Origin of the sequence: Spiribacter curvatus, from assembly GCF_000485905.1 — a bacterium.
Taxonomy (GTDB): domain Bacteria; phylum Pseudomonadota; class Gammaproteobacteria; order Nitrococcales; family Nitrococcaceae; genus Spiribacter; species Spiribacter curvatus.
This window is the reverse complement of sequence record NC_022664.1, coordinates 1,543,570-1,562,895: the sequence shown is the minus strand read 5'-3', so window position 1 is coordinate 1,562,895 and position 19,326 is coordinate 1,543,570. Positions and strand designations below refer to the sequence as shown.

Annotated in this window: 18 protein-coding genes and 1 other RNA gene; 16 read left to right on the top strand and 3 right to left on the bottom strand. The window is 66.4% G+C overall.

Annotation, left to right across the window (positions count from 1 at the left end; translation table 11 throughout):
- Positions 1-17 precede the first annotated feature (17 nt).
- Genes SPICUR_RS07615 through SPICUR_RS07605 form a run of 3 tightly spaced genes read right to left on the bottom strand, consistent with a single transcriptional unit; the run spans position 18 to position 2,876 of the window.
- Positions 18-605, bottom strand: coding sequence for a phosphoheptose isomerase (locus SPICUR_RS07615; RefSeq protein WP_023367726.1), 588 nt, complete (start codon positions 603-605; stop codon positions 18-20).
- 28 nt (positions 606-633) lie between these two features.
- A complete protein-coding gene (locus SPICUR_RS07610) occupies positions 634-993 on the bottom strand; it encodes a YraN family protein (RefSeq protein ID WP_023367724.1) in 360 nt (119 codons plus the stop codon).
- Entirely contained in the window at positions 990-2,876 is a 1,887-nt protein-coding gene (locus SPICUR_RS07605) for a penicillin-binding protein activator (protein WP_023367722.1), read from the bottom strand. The genes SPICUR_RS07610 and SPICUR_RS07605 overlap by 4 nt, the downstream gene beginning before the upstream one ends.
- A 76-nt stretch (positions 2,877-2,952) precedes the next feature.
- Between SPICUR_RS07605 and rsmI the strand changes: the two genes are divergently transcribed.
- The 16 genes from rsmI to SPICUR_RS07530 all read left to right on the top strand — a co-directional run bounded on the left by rsmI (position 2,953) and on the right by SPICUR_RS07530 (position 19,326).
- The gene (gene rsmI / locus SPICUR_RS07600; RefSeq protein WP_023367721.1) at positions 2,953-3,819 is read left to right on the top strand and encodes a 16S rRNA (cytidine(1402)-2'-O)-methyltransferase; all 867 of its coding nucleotides are present in this window, start codon (positions 2,953-2,955) and stop codon (positions 3,817-3,819) included.
- A gap of 29 nt (positions 3,820-3,848) precedes the next feature.
- An RNA gene (gene rnpB / locus SPICUR_RS09655) (RNase P RNA component class A) lies at positions 3,849-4,203 on the top strand.
- A 209-nt stretch (positions 4,204-4,412) separates the two neighbouring features.
- Positions 4,413-4,865, top strand: coding sequence for a division/cell wall cluster transcriptional repressor MraZ (gene mraZ / locus SPICUR_RS07595; RefSeq protein ID WP_023367719.1), 453 nt, complete (start codon positions 4,413-4,415; stop codon positions 4,863-4,865).
- 12 nt (positions 4,866-4,877) lie between these two features.
- Complete coding sequence (gene rsmH / locus SPICUR_RS07590; RefSeq protein WP_257719850.1) at positions 4,878-5,816, top strand: 16S rRNA (cytosine(1402)-N(4))-methyltransferase RsmH; 939 nt, start codon at positions 4,878-4,880, stop codon at positions 5,814-5,816.
- On the top strand, positions 5,813-6,103 hold the full coding sequence (gene ftsL, locus SPICUR_RS07585) for a cell division protein FtsL (RefSeq protein ID WP_023367715.1): 291 nt from the start codon (positions 5,813-5,815) through the stop codon (positions 6,101-6,103). Before rsmH ends, ftsL begins: the two co-directional genes overlap by 4 nt.
- Positions 6,100-7,824: a peptidoglycan D,D-transpeptidase FtsI family protein gene (locus SPICUR_RS07580; protein WP_023367713.1), complete on the top strand. Its 1,725-nt coding sequence runs from the start codon at positions 6,100-6,102 to the stop codon at positions 7,822-7,824. Before ftsL ends, SPICUR_RS07580 begins: the two co-directional genes overlap by 4 nt.
- The gene (locus SPICUR_RS07575; protein ID WP_023367711.1) at positions 7,821-9,314 is read left to right on the top strand and encodes a UDP-N-acetylmuramoyl-L-alanyl-D-glutamate--2,6-diaminopimelate ligase; all 1,494 of its coding nucleotides are present in this window, start codon (positions 7,821-7,823) and stop codon (positions 9,312-9,314) included. The genes SPICUR_RS07580 and SPICUR_RS07575 overlap by 4 nt, the downstream gene beginning before the upstream one ends.
- Complete coding sequence (locus SPICUR_RS07570) at positions 9,314-10,675, top strand: UDP-N-acetylmuramoyl-tripeptide--D-alanyl-D-alanine ligase (protein ID WP_023367709.1); 1,362 nt, start codon at positions 9,314-9,316, stop codon at positions 10,673-10,675. The genes SPICUR_RS07575 and SPICUR_RS07570 overlap by 1 nt, the downstream gene beginning before the upstream one ends.
- A complete protein-coding gene (gene mraY / locus SPICUR_RS07565) occupies positions 10,666-11,748 on the top strand; it encodes a phospho-N-acetylmuramoyl-pentapeptide-transferase (RefSeq protein WP_023367707.1) in 1,083 nt (360 codons plus the stop codon). Before SPICUR_RS07570 ends, mraY begins: the two co-directional genes overlap by 10 nt.
- Positions 11,745-13,106 carry a UDP-N-acetylmuramoyl-L-alanine--D-glutamate ligase gene (gene murD, locus SPICUR_RS07560; protein WP_051373250.1) on the top strand — a complete coding sequence of 454 codons (1,362 nt, stop codon included), beginning with the start codon at positions 11,745-11,747 and terminating at the stop codon, positions 13,104-13,106. The genes mraY and murD overlap by 4 nt, the downstream gene beginning before the upstream one ends.
- Positions 13,099-14,298: a putative lipid II flippase FtsW gene (gene ftsW, locus SPICUR_RS07555; protein WP_023367703.1), complete on the top strand. Its 1,200-nt coding sequence runs from the start codon at positions 13,099-13,101 to the stop codon at positions 14,296-14,298. The genes murD and ftsW overlap by 8 nt, the downstream gene beginning before the upstream one ends.
- A complete protein-coding gene (gene murG, locus SPICUR_RS07550; RefSeq protein ID WP_173391217.1) occupies positions 14,295-15,368 on the top strand; it encodes an undecaprenyldiphospho-muramoylpentapeptide beta-N-acetylglucosaminyltransferase in 1,074 nt (357 codons plus the stop codon). Before ftsW ends, murG begins: the two co-directional genes overlap by 4 nt.
- Positions 15,365-16,795 carry a UDP-N-acetylmuramate--L-alanine ligase gene (gene murC, locus SPICUR_RS07545; protein WP_041381805.1) on the top strand — a complete coding sequence of 477 codons (1,431 nt, stop codon included), beginning with the start codon at positions 15,365-15,367 and terminating at the stop codon, positions 16,793-16,795. Before murG ends, murC begins: the two co-directional genes overlap by 4 nt.
- Positions 16,792-17,688 carry a UDP-N-acetylmuramate dehydrogenase gene (gene murB, locus SPICUR_RS07540; protein ID WP_023367698.1) on the top strand — a complete coding sequence of 299 codons (897 nt, stop codon included), beginning with the start codon at positions 16,792-16,794 and terminating at the stop codon, positions 17,686-17,688. The genes murC and murB overlap by 4 nt, the downstream gene beginning before the upstream one ends.
- Entirely contained in the window at positions 17,678-18,619 is a 942-nt protein-coding gene (locus tag SPICUR_RS07535) for a D-alanine--D-alanine ligase (RefSeq protein ID WP_023367696.1), read from the top strand. Before murB ends, SPICUR_RS07535 begins: the two co-directional genes overlap by 11 nt.
- Complete coding sequence (locus SPICUR_RS07530; RefSeq protein ID WP_148291340.1) at positions 18,616-19,326, top strand: cell division protein FtsQ/DivIB; 711 nt, start codon at positions 18,616-18,618, stop codon at positions 19,324-19,326. The genes SPICUR_RS07535 and SPICUR_RS07530 overlap by 4 nt, the downstream gene beginning before the upstream one ends.

Below are 19,326 nucleotides of genomic sequence, written 5' to 3'. Positions count from 1 at the left end.
GACGCGGTGGTGTCGTATCAGCCGCCGAAGAGCTGGTGGTCGATCAGATCGCAGAGGCAATGGATGACCAGCAGATGGGTCTCCTGTATCCGTGCGGTCACCTCGATGGGCACCCGGATTTCGACATCGTCCGGTCCCAGCTTGAGCGCCATCGGCCCCCCATCACGGCCGCTGAGCGCGACCACGCGGGCGCCGCGGTCGTGGGCCGCCTCGATCGCGCGGATGATGTTGTCACTGCCACCACTCGTGCTGATGGCCAGCACCACGTCACCCGGTAGCGCCAGGGCACGGATCTGGCGAGCGAAGACCTCGTTGAAGTCGTAATCGTTGGCGATCGATGTCAGGGTCGAGCTGTCGGTGGTGAGCGCGATCGCTGGCAACCCCGGACGCTCCATCTCAAAGCGGTTCAGCAGTTCCGAGGAAAAATGCTGCGCATCGCCGGCGGAGCCGCCATTACCGCAGCTCAGGATGCGCCCCTCCTGCTGGAGACAGTCGACCATTGCCCGACCCGCCTGTTCGATGAAGGGCGGAAGCTGATCGAGGGCGGTCTGCTTGGTCTGAATGCTGGCATGGAATTGTTGCGCAATACGCTCGCTGGCGGTCATCGCCTTCCCCTGTTCTGGTTGTCTCGGTTCAGTCGTCGGCGTGGAATGCATCACGAATCCATTCCACCTGGTGGGTGTTCGGTTCGACGGCGATGACGTCGAAACGCGTCATCGGCTCGTCTCTCTGACGCTGGAGCCAGGCCCTGGCAGCGGCGATCAGGCGGCGCCGTTTGGCGACGGTAATGCTGTCGATACCATCACCGAATCGACTTGATTGGCGGGCACGCACCTCCACGAATACGATTTCACCATTGTCTTCCATGATCAGATCGATTTCGCCGCGGCGGATACGGAAGTTACGCGTTTTAAGCCGGAGTCCCTCACGCTGCAGATAATGCAGTGCATGATCCTCGGCGGCGGCTCCTCTCGCCCGGGGTGTCTCATTCATGGCACGAAGGCGTCGCCGGCCCCGTCATTGCCCGGCGTGAGCCGCTCCAGGCCGCCGGTCCCCACCCGCACGGGGTGAAGGGCCCGCTCGATCTGTCCCTCGGTGTTGACCGAGATCCGCCCGGTCACTCCCGGCATTGTCAGCGCAGGATCCCGACTGAGTGGGTCAATGCCAGAGAGCAGCCGGTAGGCGTCCACGCCCAGCCCTTCCAGGCGTGTTGTCGGCGCGCTGGAAGGCAGGGCGTCCAGCTGCGCCCGGGCGTCCGCTGCGACCGTCGCGGTCGACTCATTCAGCAGCCACGGCATGCGTGCGAAGATCAGACCGCTGAGGTCACGGTTGGCGCCGGGTTCGGGCTGCTCGGGGAAGCTGTCACTGATACCGAAGACCGGCAGGTCAATCCCGCGATGGAAGCGCAGTTGCGGCACGACGAGGCGGGCATCACGCTCGAAGGCGGCAATAAAGATCCCGTCGGTGTCCTGACGACGGCGCGCCTCGAAGCCATAACGCGCGCCAGTGATGGATTCGAGGCGCTCGCGCCGGTCTTCACTGGCATCGATCAGCAGCAGCGCCTTGATCGGGTAGCTGAGGTCCTCCTGATCCGTCGGATAGGTCTGGCGTCCCGCAATATCGCCATCGGCCGCCGTCAGTGCGGTTTCGAACGCCTCCGCCACACGCTGTCCCCAGTCATCATCACGACCAATGACGAGCAGGCGTTCGTGACCGAGCTCGCGCACCAGCGCCGCGGTCGCGACTGCATCGTTTTCGGGCGCGAGTCCGAACTGCTGGACATCGGGGCCCATACGATCACTGTCGATGCGGTTCAGCGCGATCATCGGGACAGGGAGATCGCTGGAGGCAATGAGATCGCGCACGGCCGACTTGCGCAATGGGCCGATGACTCTGCCCGCCCCGCGAGCGATCGCCGTGCGGTACGCGTCGGTCACGCCCCGCCCGGCGGATCCGACATCAATAAACATGAGGCTGGGGCGATCGGTATCATCGGCGTGATAGGCGGCGAGCAGGCCATCACGGACCGCCCGGCCGGCGCTCGCCAGATCACCGCTCAGCGGCAGCAGGGCAGCAACGCGGCGGGGCGGTGAGAGATCCGCTCGCTGCATGGCCATGATGCGATTGAGCGTCGCCCCGCTGATGGGCGGCTCTGACGGCCCACCCGCCCAGTCGTTGATGAATGAACGGGTGGCGGCGGCGTCGAGTGCCCGCTCGCGCACGCCGATGACGAGTCGCAGCCAGTCTTCAGTCGTTGCGTCAGGGGCCGCCTCGACAGCGGCATCGAGATCAGCCATCGGCGCACTGCGCAATGCCTGCCACAGGCGGGCTTCGGTGATGCGGCGCTGTTCGGGCATCAGTGCCTGACGCTGGAGCGACTGCCAGTCACTGATGGCGCCGTTCAGATCGCCGCGCGCCGCACGGGCACGGATCAGTGACTGCAGTCGATAGGGCTCCATCCGCCGCGACAGGGACGCCGGTAGGCTCTCCAATCGCTCGATGACCGCCGCATCGCTCAGCGTGGGATCGAGGCGGGTGCGAACCAGCGTTGCCACGGCCTGATGATCAACAGATGTGGCGCCATCGCTGGCGTCGAGAATCGCCCTTGCCATGGAGCGGTCGTCGAGCGCGAGCGCCAGCCGGGCGGCCTCAAGGCGAAGCCCGGTCGATGTCGGTTCAGAGAAATCGTCGGCCGCCATCCGCAGCAGGGTGAGGGCACTGCTTGGATCCCCCAGTGCAAGCGCCGCCTCGGCATCATCGATCCGGGGGGCAGTCACCGTCTCAAGTGGCTGGGCATCGCGGGTCTCAAGCGATGAGCAACCACTGATCACCAGTCCGATGATCAGTAGCAGAATCGGAAGACGAGGGGTGGACAAGGGCAGGCCTCGCGGTGGTCTTTGCGGCCAGTTAAACTGAAAAATCGTCTTAAAGTATCGATTCCGGGGATTAACCGTGTCAAACCGCACTGGACAACTCCATGTTGTAGCGACGCCGATCGGTAATCTGGGGGATGTCAGTGCCCGCGCCTGTGAAATCCTCGCCAGCGTGGATCATATCGCTGCTGAGGACACCCGTCACAGTCGCCAGCTGTTACAGCGGTTGGGGATCCAGGGCGCCCTCGTCAGCCTCCACGAGCACAACGAGATGGATCGCATCGAGCGTATCCTCAGCTGGCTTGAGGCCGGAGCGTCGGTGGCGCTGGTCAGTGATGCCGGTACGCCGTTGATCAGTGATCCCGGCTATCGGCTGGTGCGCGCGGTTCATGCGGCGGGCTATCCGGTCCTCACCGTCCCCGGTCCATCCAGTGTCATCGCGGCCCTCTCGATCGCGGGCCTGCCCACCGACCGATTCTTCTACGAGGGCTTCCTTCCCGCGCGGGCCGGGCCACGCCGCCGGCGTCTGGAAGCACTCGCCGGGTGCGCCCACACATTGGTGTTTCTGGAGGCCGGGCGTCGCGTTGTCGCAACGCTTGAAGCAATGAAGGCCGTATTCGGTGGCGCGCGTGAGGCGGCTATCTGTCGTGAGCTGACCAAGCGCTTCGAGACCACCCGGACTGACTCGCTATCGGCGCTGCTGGAATGGGTGCAGGCGGACAGCGATCAGGTGCGGGGCGAATTCGTACTGGTGGTGGGTCCATCGTCGCAGGCGCCGCTGTCAACCACCGCCGCGCTACCGGCGAGTGACGAATTGGTGCACATGCTGCGTCAGGAAGGACTGGGTGCGAAGTCCACCGCGCGGGTCGTTGCGCGGTTGACGGGCGAATCGATCAACAGCGTCTATCGACGCGCCGCAGGACAGGGCTCGGAAACGCACGGGTAGTCTGTCGCGCGGTGTTACACTGGAGTGTGGAAGTCGGCCGGGCAATCGCGGCGCCAGATGGCGTCGAGGAAAGTCCGGGCTCCATAGGGCAGGGTGCCAGGTAACGCCTGGGCGGCGCGAGCCGACGGAAAGTGCCGCAGAGAGTAGACCGCCGATGGCCGTGCATGCACGGCACAGGTAAGGGTGAAAAGGTGCGGTAAGAGCGCACCGCGCGCTTGGCAACATGTCGCGGCAAGGTAAACCCCACCCGGAGCAAGACCGAATAGGGGAGTGCAAGCACGGCCCGTGCGAACTCCCGGGTAGGTCGCTTGAGTTGCGCGGTGACGCGCATCCGAGATGAATGATTGCCCTCGACAGAACCCGGCTTACAGGCCGGCTTCCACCCTTCTTTTCCGTGCCTCCCGCAACGCCCCGGCGCATCTGTCCCCGATCAAAAAACCGCGCGTTTTCTGATGGGTTTTATAAGTGTCTGTCATGCCGGAAGAAATCATTTCCTCTCGGCTTGACGGGGCATATCGGCCTGTCTACAGTGTGACCATAAGTGGGAAAAAGTGGTGAAAAATGGCAGCCACGGGTCGATTGAGGGGAAAACGTTGTTTCGCGGTGTCACCCAGATCAATCTTGATGCAAAAGGGCGCATAGCCTTTCCCAGCCGCTATCGCGAGCGGCTGGCTGCCCTGTGCGACGGGAATCTGATCGTCACCGTCGACCGTGATCACTGCCTGCTCGTCTACCCGCTGCCGGAGTGGGAAGACATTGAACGCAAGCTGGTGCGCCTGCCGAGTCTGAATCCGACTGCCCGGCGCCTGCAGCGACTATTGATCGGCCATGCGACTGAATGCCAGCTGGATGCTAACGGCCGCATTCTCCTGCCCGGGCCGTTACGCGCTTTCGCCGGGCTCGATAAGCGGACTGTGCTGATTGGCCAGGGCAACAAGTTCGAGCTCTGGGATGAGGAGACATGGAATTGTCGCCGCGACGAGTGGCTTGCCGAAGGAACGGATGCCGAGGAGCTGCCCGATGATCTGCAATCGCTGTCGCTCTAGGGAGCCCGTATCGTGAACGACCCCCAAGCGCATCAGGCGGTTATGAGGGACGAAGCGCTCGCTGCGCTCGCTCCCCGCCCTGATGGCATCTATGTCGATGCCACATACGGCCGCGGTGGACATGCCGATGCGCTCCTGGCCCGGCTCACAGACGACGCCCGTCTATGGCTGGTCGATCGGGATCCGCAGGCGATTGCACTGGCTCGTGAGCGGCATGGCGATGATCCGCGCTGCCGGATCGTCCAGGCGAACTTCGCCAACCTGGGTGAGCACTTACGCGCGGCCGGCCTGGCCGGTCGGATCGCCGGTATCCTCCTCGATCTCGGGGTGTCCTCACCGCAGCTCGATCAGGCCGAGCGTGGGTTCAGTTTCCTCCGCGAGGGGCCGCTGGACATGCGCATGGACAACGGCGGGGGTGAGACCGCCGCGCAATGGCTCGAGCGGGTCGATGCCGCTACGCTCATCCGTGTACTCAAGGAGTACGGCGAAGAGCGTTATGCACGACGCATCGCCGCGGCGATTGGCCGGGCCCGGGACGATTCGGCGCTGCCGCAGACAACGACGGGACTGGCAGGCCTGATCGCCGCCGCCGTGCCGCGTCCCGAGCCCGGACGACATCCGGCGACCCGCAGTTTCCAGGCGATCCGCATCCAGCTCAACGACGAACTGGATTCGCTGAGTACGCTGCTTGACGACGTCATCGACCTCCTCGCGCCGCAGGGGCGCCTCGTAGTGATCAGCTTCCACTCCCTGGAAGACCGACGCGTCAAGCGGTTCATGACCCGCAACAGCCAGGTCGGTGAGCTGCCGCCCGGGGCCGGGGTCGTGCCCCCCGAGAAGCGGCCCAGCCTCAGGCGCGTGGGGCGCGCCCATCGGCCGAGCGATGAGGAGGTCCGCGTCAATACCCGTGCCCGCAGTGCAACGATGCGCGTCGCGGAGCGGCTGCCATGAAGAGACCGGTGCTGACACTGCTGGTGCTCTGCGTGACAGCCCTCGCCTCGGCGATCGCGGTGGTCGAGGTCAGACACCAGTCCCGAAGCCTGTTCACTGATCTTGAATCGCTGCGTGATGATCGCGATCGGCTCAATACCGCCTGGCGTCAGTTACAGCTCGAGCAGGGCGCGCTTGCCATGCAGTCGCGTGTGGAGCGGATTGCCCGCGACGACATTGGACTTCGCTCGATCGATCCGGAGAACACGACACTGATTCGCCTCGATCGCCGGAGGGTGGAGCAATGAGCGGGCGCAGGGTCCGCCTCGAGACGCCACCGGCGTGGCGTCGTGTACTGGTGCTCGGGCTGCTGCTCGGGCTGCCGGTGCTGCTCATGGCGCGGGCGGTGTCGCTGCAGCTGATCGAGGGGCAGTTCCTGCAGGGACAGGGCGATCAGCGCCATCTCCGGGTGGAATCCCTGCCGGCGCATCGCGGCACGATCCATGACCGTCAGGGCAGACCGCTGGCGATCAGCGCGCCGGTCGATTCGGTGTGGGCCGATCCGGGTGTCACCGTGGATAAGGCCTCGGCCGCGGAGCTGCGGTCATTAGCCCGGGCCCTGGAGCTGAAGCCGGGCCAGCTTCGGGACGATCTGGTGGAACGCCAGTCACGCGCGTTCTTCTACCTCGAGCGCCATGTTGCCCCGGATGTGGCTGACGCGGTGATGGCACTCGACGTCCCCGGCATCGCTCTGCGGCGCGAATACCGGCGCTTCTATCCCACCGGCGAGGTGACCGGCCATGTCCTGGGTTTCACTAACATCGATGACCGCGGACAGGAGGGGCTTGAGCGCGCCTATGATGACTGGTTGTCCGGCGAACCAGGGCAAAAGCGCGTCCTTCGGGACCGTCATGGTCGCAACATCGAGGACGTGGAGCGACTCAGGGAGCCGGATCCCGGTCATGATCTGACGCTCACACTGGACAAGCGATTGCAGTATGTCGCTTACCGCGAACTGACATCGGCGGTGGAGCGGCACAATGCGGTCGGTGGTTCTGTCGTGCTGCTCGATGCGGACAATGGTGACATCCTCGCGATGGTGAACCGGCCGTCGTTCAATCCCAATCGGCGCTCGGAAATGACCGGTAATCGCTACCGCAACCGCGCCGTCACCGACAGCTACGAGCCGGGATCGGTGATGAAGCCGTTCACGGTGCTCGCGGCACTGCGCAGCGGTCGTTACGAGCCCGATACCGTCGTCGACACGGCGCCGGGTGTCATGCGTGTCGGGCGTCACAGCGTTCGTGATGTGCGCGATTTCGGTGAGCTGACCGTCGCCGGTGTGCTGCGCAAGTCGAGCAATGTAGGGGCCGCGCAAATCGCCCTGTCACTCGACGAGGGCCGGGTCTGGGAGACACTCAATGAGCTGGGCATCGGCTCACCCACGGGCCTCGGATTCCCTGGAGGGGCTGCCGGCACCCTCTCGCCTATGCCCTCGGAGCGGCCGATCGAGCGCGCCACGCTGGCCTTTGGTTATGGGCTCTCGGTGACCAATCTGCATCTCGCCCGTGCTTATGCCGCGATCGCCTCGGGGGGCAGGATGCCCACGCCGGCGCTGATCGCCGAGGGGCGTCGATCGCCGCCCGAGCGGGTGATGTCCGCGGAGCGCTCACGACAGCTACGTCAGATGCTGACCGCCGTGACCGAGCCGGGCGGAACCGCCACGCAGGCCGCCATTCCCGGCTACCAGGTCGCGGGTAAGACGGGGACCAGCCGCAAGGCGGTGGCGGGTGGCTATGCCGACGATCGCTACATTTCCACTTTCGCCGGCATGGCGCCCGCGACTGATCCGCGCTTCGTCGCCGTGGTCACCATCAACGAACCCCGCGGCAGCGACTACTATGCCGGGCCGGTGGCTGGGCCGGTGTTCCGGTCGGTCATGAGTGATGCCCTGCGCCTCTACAACGTCATGCCCGATGCCCCGGTCGATGAAAGCGGCATCACGGTCGCCGGCGGGGGTGAACCATGAACCCCGTCTGGCATGCCGAATCGCTGCTCGCCCCCTGGCTGGTGGACGCCCGGCTGAACGGGGTGTCGATACGCGGTGTTGCACTCGACTCCCGCGCTGTGTCGGCGCAGGGGCTGTTCCTTGCCGTCCGCGGTCACAGTGCGCATGGGCTCGATTTTCTCGATCAGGCGCTTGCTGCCGGCGCCGCCGTGGTGCTTTATGAGCCGGACGCGGCGCGCGATGACCACGCCATCGCCGCTCAATGTGAACGCGCCGGGGCCATTGCGATTGCCCGGGCTGGCCTCGCTGCACAGGTGAGTGGCATCGCCGGGCGCTTCCACGGCGAGCCGTCGCGGGCCATGCAAGTCATCGCAGTGACAGGCACTGACGGTAAGACGTCCGTCGCTCATTACATTGCACAGCTCATGGAAGCGCTTGATGGGGCCGCGGCCGTCATGGGAACGGTGGGCTGGGGGCGTCCGGGTGATCTGACTGCCTCAAGCCACACGACGGCCGACGCGGTGGCTGTCCAGGCACGTCTCGCCGCCCTGCGCGATGCGGGGGTCAGGACGGTGGCGATGGAGGTTTCCTCCCACGCCCTGGCGCAGCACCGGGTGGATGCCGTGGCCTTTGACACCGCTGTGCTCACGCATGTCGAGCGCGATCACCTCGACTACCACGGCAGTGCCGAGGCGTATCGCGCGGCCAAGCGCCGGCTTTTCGCGTGGCCGACGCTGCGGCGTCAGGTACTCAACAGCGATGATCGGGTTGGCGGGGATCTGGCCGCCCATCCGCTCTCCGATGCCACTATCGTGACTTACTCGCAGACGCAACCGGCGACACTGCGGCTGCACGCGTGTGAACGCCGTCCGGCGGGGCTGGAGGTCGCGATTGACTACGCCGGTCAGCGCTACGCCGGGTCGCTGCCGCTGATCGGTCGCTTCAACGCCATCAACGCCCTGGCGGCCCTCGGCGCGGCCATGGATGGCAGCAATACGCCGGCTGCGATTGAGGCGTTGGCTGGCCTGCAGCCGGTGCCCGGTCGGATGGAGCGATTCGCCGCGGCGGGGGCACCGCTGGTTGTTGTCGATTATGCCCATACCGCCGGTGCCCTCTCGGCGGCTTTGGAGGCCCTTCGGCCCCATGTTGTCGGACGGCTATGGGTGGTCTTTGGCTGCGGCGGCGATCGTGATCCGGGCAAGCGGGCGTTGATGGGGGCGGTTGCGGGTCGGCTGGCCGATACCCTCATCCTGACCAACGACAACCCGCGAACCGAACCGCCCGAAGCCATCATCGCGGCGGTCCGTGCCGGCTGTCCCGAGCCGGATGAATGCCGCGTCATCGAGGATCGTGCGGCCGCCATTGGGATGGCTGTCAATGAGGCGGGACCGGCAGACGGTGTACTGATTGCCGGCAAGGGACATGAGACTGAGCAGTGGATCGGGGCCACGGCGCACGCCTTTAGTGATCGTGAGGCCGCCGCGGACCTCCTGTCACGGAGGGCCTGCTGATGGAACCGATCAGACTGCGATCGCTGGCCACGGAGTTTGGTGGTGCGTGCCGTGGCGCCGAGGTGACCGTCACCGGGGTCGCGATTGATTCCCGCCGGGTGTCACCCGGGGATCTATTCATCGCGCTGGCGGGTGAGCGGGTCGATGGTCACGACCATATCGATGCGGCAGCCCGCGCCGGCGCCGTCGCCGCGCTGGTGACCCGCTACACCGAATCGGCGCTGCCGCAGTGGCGGGTCGACAGCCCCCATCAGATCCTCATCGAGCTCGCCTGTCGGGCACGGTCCGCGAGTGGTGCCCGGGTGCTGGGTGTGACGGGCAGCAATGGGAAGACCACGGTCAAGGAAATGGTCGCGACCATCCTTGCGCGCTGCGGCACCACCCGATCCACTCGCGGCAACCTCAATAATGAGCTCGGCGTCCCGCTGACGCTATGCCGGATCGAGCCGGATGATGACTTCGCCGTGGTCGAGATGGGTTGCGGGAAACCCGGCGACATCGGCCTGCTCGCGAGCTGGGCACGGCCGCAGATCGGTATCGTCACGAATGCCGGTCCCGCCCACCTGAGCGGTTTCGGCAGCGTTGCCGCCGTCGCCGACTGTAAGGGGGAACTGTTCGAAGAGCTCCCCGCCGGCGGGTGTGCGGTCATCAATGCCGATGATCCGCATGCATCGACCTGGGAGCAGAAGGCGGCTCACTGTCATATCCAGCGCTTCAGCCTCGATGGCAAGCCGGCGGAAGTCACCGGCATCGAGCGGGACGATGGCGGGCTCGATATCCGGTTCGACGACACCACCCTCACGGTCGAGCTGCCGCTACCGGGGCGGCACAACCGGGCCAATGCGCTCGCCGCCGCTGCCGCGGCCCGTGCGGCGGGTGCGGACTCTGGGGCGATTGCGGCGGGGCTTGCCGCCGTTTCCACAATGACTGGGCGATTGCAGCCGCGGGCCGGCGTTCATGCCATTGAGCTGGTGGATGACAGTTATAACGCCAATCCGGCATCACTGACGGCGGCGCTCGAGACGCTGACCGCGACTGCGGCGCCGGTCTGGCTGGTGCTTGGTGATATGGCCGAGCTCGGCGATGAGGCGTCACGACGCCATCGCCAGGCCGGCGAGTCCGCCCGCGAACTGGGAGTGGAGCGCCTGTTCGCCATCGGCGAACTGAGCGCCCACGCGGTCGAGGGTTTCGGCGCCGGCGGTGAATGGTTCGCGAGCCGTGCCGCGCTGATCGATGCGGTCACGGCAGCGGCGGCGCCGGGGGTCTGCGTGCTGGTCAAGGGATCACGCTCAGCGGCGATGGAGGCGGTCGCCGCGGCGTTGACCGCCGGCGGACCGGGGGAGGGGCGGCCATGCTCCTGATGCTCGCCGAACAGCTGCAGGGCTTCTACAGCGCCTTTAATGTTTTCCAGTATCTGACCCTTCGGGCCATTCTCGGTGCGTTAACGGCGTTGGGTATCGGACTGCTGGTCGGGCCCTGGCTGATCCGCCGGCTCGAGCGCCACCAGGTGGGGCAGAACGTGCGCAGCGAGGGCCCGGTCAGTCATTACTCCAAGGCGGGGACGCCCACGATGGGCGGCGCGCTCATGCTCGTGGGTATCGCAGTGGCGACCCTGCTCTGGGGAGATCTGACCAATCGCTTCGTGTGGATGGTGCTGCTCACAACGCTGGCGTTCGGTGCGATTGGCGGGACCGACGATTGGCTGAAGCTCACCCGCGGGAGCAGCGAGGGGCTGCGGGCACGAAGCAAGCTGCTGTTGCAGAGTGCCGTCGCGATCATCGCTGGCGTCGTGCTGTTCGCAACCGCGGCCGCACCTGTGCAGACAACGCTGATCCTGCCCTTTTTCAAAGAGGTCGCCATCCCGCTGGGGGCGCTGCTGATCCCGCTGACCTGGCTGGTGGTGGTCGGGGCCTCCAATGCGGTCAATCTGACCGACGGACTGGATGGTCTGGCGATCATGCCGACCGTGCTGGTGGGCGGGGCATTGGGGATCTTCGCCTATGTCAGCGGTAATGTGAATTTCGCCGACTACCTGGCGATTCCCTACGTCGCCGGCGCCGGCGAGCTGACGGTGCTGGTCGGCGCACTGGTCGGGGCCGGGCTGGCGTTTCTCTGGTTCAACACCTATCCCGCGCAGGTCTTCATGGGCGATGTCGGATCGCTGGCGATGGGGGCGGCGCTGGGGATGATCGCGATGGTGGTCCGCCAGGAGATCGTGCTGTTCATCATGGGCGGCGTGTTTGTCGCCGAGACCGTGTCGGTGATGCTTCAGGTGGTCTGGTTCAAGCGCACGGGTCGGCGGATCTTTCGCATGGCGCCGCTCCACCATCACTACGAGCTCAAGGGCTGGCCCGAGCCCCGTGTGATCGTGCGGTTCTGGATCATCTCGGTTGTGCTGGTGCTGATCGGCCTCGCGACGTTGAAGCTGCGATGACGGGGGAAGCGCGCATGGAAACCGGCCTGGAATGGGATCGGATGATCGTCGGGCTCGGCGAATCAGGGCATGCGGCGGCCTGTCACCTGGCGGCGGCCGGTGAACGGGTGGCCGTCCTCGATACCCGGGCGCACCCACCGCGTGCCGATGACCTGCAGGCTCGGTTCCCGGCGGTGCCGGTGATCAGTGGTGATCTGGATGACCGGCTGCTGGCGTCAGCCGGGGAGATCGTGCTGAGCCCGGGGGTCGATCCACGCCACCCCGCGCTGGCTGCCGCGCGGCAGCGCGGTCAGCCGATCATCGGTGAGATCGAGCTGTTCGCGCGTGCCGTGACAGCACCGGTGGTGGCGATCACCGGCTCCAATGGTAAAACCACTGTGACCCGGATGGTAGCGGCGATGGCGGCACAGGCGGGGGTCAATATCGCCGCGGGCGGTAATCTTGGTCCGCCCGCACTGACGCTGCTCGAGCATCATCCCGATACGGAATGCTTCGTTGTTGAGCTCTCCAGTTTCCAGCTCGAGACGACCCGCTCGCTGCGGCCCCGTGTTGCCGCCGTTCTCAATATCAGTCCCGACCACCTTGATCGCTATGACGCGATGGAGGATTACGCGGCCGCCAAGGCAAGGCTTTTCATTGGTGCTCACCACGCGGTGATCAATGCGGATGATCCCTGGGTTCGAGGGATGGCACCAACCGGGGCCACGCTGAGTCGGTTCACCAACGACCCCGACACCGTGGCGGACTGGCGGCTTGAACGCCGTGATGGCGAGGAGTGGCTGACCGGCAACGGCGAGGCGGTTCTGCGACGCGACGCGCTGGCCCTGCTGGGACGCCACAACGCACTGAATGCGCTGGCGGCGCTGGCGATCGGCGACGCCGCCGGTTTTGATCGAGCCGCCATGTGTGAGGCGCTCAGGCGCTTCCGGCCGCTGGCGCACCGCACGGAATCACTGGGCTGGCGCAGTGGGCGGCTGTGGGTCAATGACTCCAAGGCGACCAACGTCGCCTCTGCCATTGCGGCAGTGCGGGGGATGGACGTCCCATTGGTGTTGCTGGCCGGCGGGGCGGCGAAGGGGCAGCGATTCGAGCCACTTGCCGATGCGCTCAACGGTGTCGCCCGTGGCGCCGTCGTGTATGGGCGCGATGCCCGGGTGATTGCCGATGCGCTCGATGGAACCCTGCCTGTGGAAACCGTCAGTGATCTGGACGCGGCGATGACCGCCGCGCGACGCCTGTCCCAGCGCGGTGATGCGGTACTGCTGTCGCCAGCCTGTGCGAGCCTCGATCAGTTCCGCGACTATCGTGCACGGGGTGATTTCTTCCGCCAGCGGGTGGAGGCGATGGTCGATGGCTGAGCGTGTGTTATCCCCGGTTTTCGCCGCCATCCGGGGGCATCGCGAGATGACCGGCATCGACATCGATCGCCCGTTGCTCGCCGCGATCATCGCGCTCGCCGCGCTGGGCCTGGTGATGATGGCCTCAGCCTCGGTGGCGATCGCCGAGGCGGCTCACGGCACCCCAACGCATTTCCTGTATCGCCAGCTGGCCTTCTGGGTGGCCGCGGCGGTGGCATTCGCGATCTGTCTGCGATTGCCCCTCGAGTGGCTTGCGGCGCTGTCTGCGCCGCTGCTGGTAATCTCGTTTTTCCTGCTGATTCTGGTGCTCGTCCCGGGCGTGGGTCATGAGGTCAACGGCGCGACCCGCTGGATCCCGCTGGGCCCGATCAATGTGCAGGTCTCCGAATTTGCACGGTTATTCCTGCTGATCTATTTCGCCGCATTCATCGAGCGACACGGACCGGCGCTGCGTCAGTCCGTCCGACCGATGCTGCCAGTCGGGCTGATCATGGTTGCTGTGGGGGCACTGCTCCTCGCGGAGCCGGATTTCGGGGCGCTTGCCGTGTTCGCGGCAACGCTCGGCGGCATTCTGTTCATCGCCGGTCTGCCGCTGCTGATCTTCCTCGGTCTGATGGGCGTGGGTGGGCTGGCCGGAACCGCGCTGGTGATGGCGGAACCCTATCGGCTGGAGCGCTTCACCGCCTTCACCGATCCCTGGGCCGATCCATTCGCCAGCGGCTTCCAGCTGACGCAGTCGCTGATTGCGGTCGGCCGGGGTGAATGGTTCGGCGTGGGTCTGGGCAACAGCGTCCAGAAGCTTTTCTACCTGCCCGAGGCCCATACCGACTTCCTGTTCGCGGTACTGGCCGAGGAGCTGGGTGTGGTCGGTATGGCGGTGACCATTGGCCTCTATGCCTTCATTGTCTGGCGGGCCTGCCGGATCGGCGCCGTCAGCCTGCGCGCCGGTCGCCACTTTGGCGGGTTGCTCGCCTATGGCGTGGGCATCGCGTTCGGTCTTCAGGCGTTCGTCAACATGGGCGTCAACCTTGGTCTGCTGCCCACCAAGGGACTGACACTGCCGCTGATGAGCTATGGCGGCAGTAGCCTGCTCGCAACGGCGCTCGCCCTGGGGCTGCTGATGCGGGCCGATCTGGAGTGCCGGCGCGCCGGGCGGGCCGCAAGCCATCGCGCGCGGCGGAGGTCATCATGACGTCGCGACCGGTGTTGATTGTGGCCGGTGGCACCGGGGGGCACGTCTTCCCCGCGCTGGCGGTTGCCGGGGTGCTCGCGGCACGGTCGGTCCCGGTGATCTGGCTCGGTACGCCGCTGGGTCTCGAGGCGCGGGTCGTGCCCGCCGCCGGCATCGAACTGGAGACGGTGAGTGTGCGGGGGCTGCGTGGTAATGGGCTGCTTGGCTGGCTCAAGGCGCCATGGATGGTATCGAGGGCGCTGATCCAGACCCTCAGCGTGCTTCGTCGACATCGCCCGCGGGCGGTGCTGGGCATGGGCGGTTATGTCGCCGGTCCTGGCGGTATGGCGGCCTGGCTGAAGCGCCTGCCGCTCATCATCCATGAACAGAATGCGATCGCTGGGCTGACCAATCGATGGTTGTCTCGGCTGGCGGTGCGCGTGCTGACTGGCCTTGATGCATCCTTCCCCGCCCGCGACCAACCGGTTTTCACGGGCAACCCGGTGCGTGCCGCTATCACCGGGCTGTCGGACGAAGCGCCGGGTCGGCCGTCGCCACGCCCCCGCCTGTTGGTGATCGGCGGCAGCCTGGGGGCGCGGACGTTGAACCGCGTCGTGCCCGCGGCGCTCGCCGCCCTGCCAGCAGCCGAACGCCCCGAGGTGTTGCATCAGGCGGGGGAGCGCAGCCTCGACATCGCTCGTGCGGCCTACCGGGACAGGGAGGTTGAGGCCGATGTCCAGCCCTTCATCGACGATATGGCCGCCGCCTATCGCGACGCGGATGTAGTGATCTGCCGCGCCGGTGCACTGACAGTCTCAGAGCTGGCTGCCGTGGGGCGGGCGGCTATCTTCGTGCCCCTGCCGCATGCCGTTGACGATCATCAGACCGCGAATGCCCGATTCCTGGTGGATGCCGATGCCGCCCGGATGATTGCGGAGGCGGACCTGTCCGCCGATCGGCTGGCGTCGATGCTGCAGGCATTGCTGGGCGACCCGGGCCAGCGTGCCGCAATGGCGGCCAATGCCCGGCGGATGGGCCGGCCGCAGGCCGCCGAGCAGGTCGCGGAGATCTGTCTGGAGGTGAGCGCATGAGCGCGACAACAGCGCATCAGCCGGGGGGTCCGGGCGCGATGGGCCCGATCCAGCGCCTGCACTTCGTGGGGATCGGTGGCGCCGGCATGGGGGGCATCGCCGAGGTCCTGCTCAATCTGGGCTATTCGGTCACCGGTTCCGATCTGCGCGGGAACGCGGTTGTCGATCATCTGCGCGGGCTGGGGGCGGATATCCACATTGGCCACAGCGCCGGGCATGTCCACGGCGCCGATGCGGTTGTGATCTCCAGTGCGGTCACCGAGGACAATCCTGAGGTTGTGGCGGCACGGGCCGCGCGGGTGCCGGTGGTGCCGCGGGCCGAGATGCTGGCCGAGCTGATGCGCTTTCGTTTCGGGATCGCGGTGGCCGGCACCCATGGCAAGACCACCACGACCAGTCTGGTGGCCAGTATTCTCGCCGAGGCGGATCTCGATCCAACCTTTGTCATCGGTGGCCGCCTGAATAGCGCCGCCAGCCACGCGCGTCTGGGGGCGGGTCGCTATCTGGTGGCTGAGGCGGATGAGAGTGATGCCTCGTTCCTCTACCTCAATCCGATGCTCGCGGTGGTCACCAATATCGATGCCGACCACCTTGAGACCTACGGCGGCGATTTCGACCGGCTGCGCTCGACGTTCATCGAGTTCCTCCATCACCTGCCGTTCTATGGCCTGGCCGTCCTTTGTGACGAGGATGCCGAGCTGCGTGCGTTGATCGCCGAACTGGGACGGCCGGCGCGGACCTACGGCTTCTCGTCGGACGCTGACCTGCAGGCAACGGCGGTCGTCGCCGATGCCGGTCGAAGCCACTTCACGGTCTGCGCTGCTGGCATGGCCCCGATGCCTGTCACCCTGAACCTGCCCGGCCGCCACAACGTTCTCAACGCGCTCGGCGCCATCGCTGTGGCGCGCGCACTGGACGTGCCGGATGCCGCAATCCAGCGGGCCCTGAGCGGGTTCTCGGGGATCGGGCGCCGCTTCCAGCAGTTGGGCACTCTGCCCGTGGGTGACGGCAGTGCCCTACTGATGGACGACTATGCCCATCACCCCCGCGAGATACAGGCGATCACTGAAGCGCTGCGCAGCAACTGGCCCGATCGACGCCTGGTCGTGGTCTTCCAGCCGCATCGCTTCAGCCGGACCCGGGACCTGTTCGATGACTTCGCACGGGTGCTCGGTGAGGTCGATCTGCTGCTCGTCACAGAGGTCTATGGCGCCGGCGAGTCGCCGGTGACCGGTGCGGATGCACGCAGCCTCTGCCGGGCCATCCGACTGCGGGGCCAGGTGGATCCGGTGTTTGTCGGCGGGCTTGACGAGCTTGTCTCAATCCTGCCGGACATGCTGCAGCCGGAGGATCTGGTCATCACACTCGGTGCCGGCAGTATCGGCACGGCACTGCCGCGTCTACTGGCCGGAGAGGAGGCATCATGACGGCATTACGTGGTCAGCTGACGGCGTCGGTGCCAATGGCACGCTATACGAGCTGGCGGGTCGGTGGGCCGGCGGAGCGGGTCTATGAGCCGGCGGATGGTCGCGATCTGGCCGATTTCCTCGCGAGCGATCAGGCCATCGAGCCGCTTTTCTGGCTGGGGCTCGGCAGCAACCTGCTGATTCGTGATGGTGGCCTGCGCGGCACGGTCATCCGCCTGCACCGGGGGCTGTCATCAATCACTGATCTGGGCGCGGGACGGGTCCGCGCCGATGCCGGCGTGCCCTGCGCCAAGCTGGCCCGCTGGTGTGGCCGCCTCGGGTATGAGGGGGCGGCGTTCTTCGCCGGTATCCCGGGCACGATCGGTGGTGCGCTGGCGATGAATGCCGGTGCCTGGGGGGGCGAGACGTGGTCGCAGGTGGAAACGGTCGAGACCGTGGATCGCAGTGGCCATGTCCGCGAGCGTGATCCCGGTGATTATGAGGTGACCTATCGCGAGGTCCGTGGTGCGGCCGATGAATGGTTTACCGCGGCAACGTTCCAGTTCCGGCCCGATGCCGACCCGGCGCAGCTCAAGGCACGGGTCAAGGCGCTTCTCGGCGAGCGGGCCGAGAAGCAGCCGACCGGTATCGCCAGCGGCGGTTCGGTGTTCCGCAATCCACCGGGTGATCATGCCGCGCGCCTGATTGACGCGGCCGGGCTGAAGGGGGCCCGCGAGGGTGGTGCCCGGATATCGGAAAAGCACGCCAATTTCATCGTTCACGACGGCCATGCCAGCGCCGCCGATATCGAGGCGCTCATCGGCCGGATTCAGTCCCGGGTGCATGCCGTTCACGGCGTCGCCCTGCAGCCTGAGGTCCGCATCATCGGGGAGGCGGTTCGGCATGGCGCTTGACGGCATCCTCGATCATCACGATCCGGGCCGCGTTGCGGTGCTGATGGGCGGACACTCCGCCGAGCGCAGCATCTCGCTCGCCAGCGGTCGCGAGTGCCTGGCGGCACTGCAGGCCCTGAGGGTGTCCGCAGAGGCCTTCGATCCAGCGCAGCGGCCGATCACCGAGCTCGTCGACTATGACCGTGCCTTCATTGCACTGCACGGCCCCGGGGGCGAGGACGGCGTGATTCAGGGAGCGCTTGAGGCCATGGGGCTGCCCTATACCGGCAGCGGCGTGCTGGCCTCGGCGCTGGGGATGGATAAGCTGCGCAGCAAATGCGTCTGGCAGGCGATGGGACTGCCAACGCCGCCCTTCCGGGTACTGCGCAGCGGTGATGACCCGGGCGCGGTGATAGCGGCGCTGGGACTGCCGCTGTTCGTGAAGCCGCTCTGTGAGGGCTCGAGTATGGGCACCGCGCGCGTGGATGAAGCCGCGGGTCTGGCAGACGCCGCCGAACAGGCACGCGCCTTTGGTGATGCGGTGCTGGTCGAGCGCTGTATCGAGGGGCCCGAATATACGGTCGCGCTACTGGATGATCAGGTGCTGCCGGCGATCCGCATTGAGGTCGACGCCGCGTTCTACGACTACCGTGCCAAATATCAGTCCGACGCCACTCGTATGGTTCTGCCCTGCGGTCTGAGCGATCGCGCTGAGGCACGGATGGGTCAGCTGGCGCAGCAGGCCTTCGCCGCCATCGGCGCCAGCGGCTGGGGGCGTGTGGATCTCATGGCGGATGCGGATGGCGCGTTCTGGCTGCTCGAGGCCAATACCATCCCGGGGATGACCGATCACTCGCTCGTCCCCGCCGCCGCCGGGGCCCGCGGGATCGGGATGGACGCGCTCGTGGCGCGGATTCTGCTGACGAGCTGGAGGCATGGTGAGGCGCAGTGAACAGGGTTTCGAGGAAAACCGTTGGCCTGCTGGTCATGGCGGGGTTCGTGATGGCAATCGCTGTGTCCGCCTATCACGCCCTCGATCGGGGGCTGGTGCGCCCGCTGCTGCCGCTCGAGCGGGTTGGTTTCGACGGCGAGCTCTCGCGGCTGCACGAGTCGGATCTGCGCGAGGTCCTGACCGGGCATCTGACCGGTGGACTGCTCAGTGTGGATGTCGAAGCGATTCGTGCGGCGGTCGAGTCGTTGCCCTGGGTGGCAACGACAACGGTGCGACGGGTCTGGCCCGACGCGCTACGGATTACCGTCGATGCCCACGAACCGGTGGCGATCTGGGGGAATGGCGCCCTGATGACTGCCGATGCGGTGGTATTCCGGCCCAGTCCGCTGCCCGATCTGGCATTGCCCGATCTGGCGGGACCACCAGGCAGCGCGGAGCGTGTCCTCGAGCGGTACCGGGCGCTCGCGGAGCAGCTCGAAGCGGTTCCGTTGCAACCGGCATCGCTAGCCCTCAACGAGCGCCGGGCATGGACACTGACACTCGCCGGTGGTGGCCGGCTTCATCTGGGGCGCGATTCAGTCGATGCCCGACTGGCGCGCTTCATCGCCGCCTGGATGGAGATAACGGATACCGGCGCCCGAGAACTGGCGGTAGCGGATCTGCGCTACCCGGACGGATTTGCCCTGCGCTGGCAGGACGAGGACTGA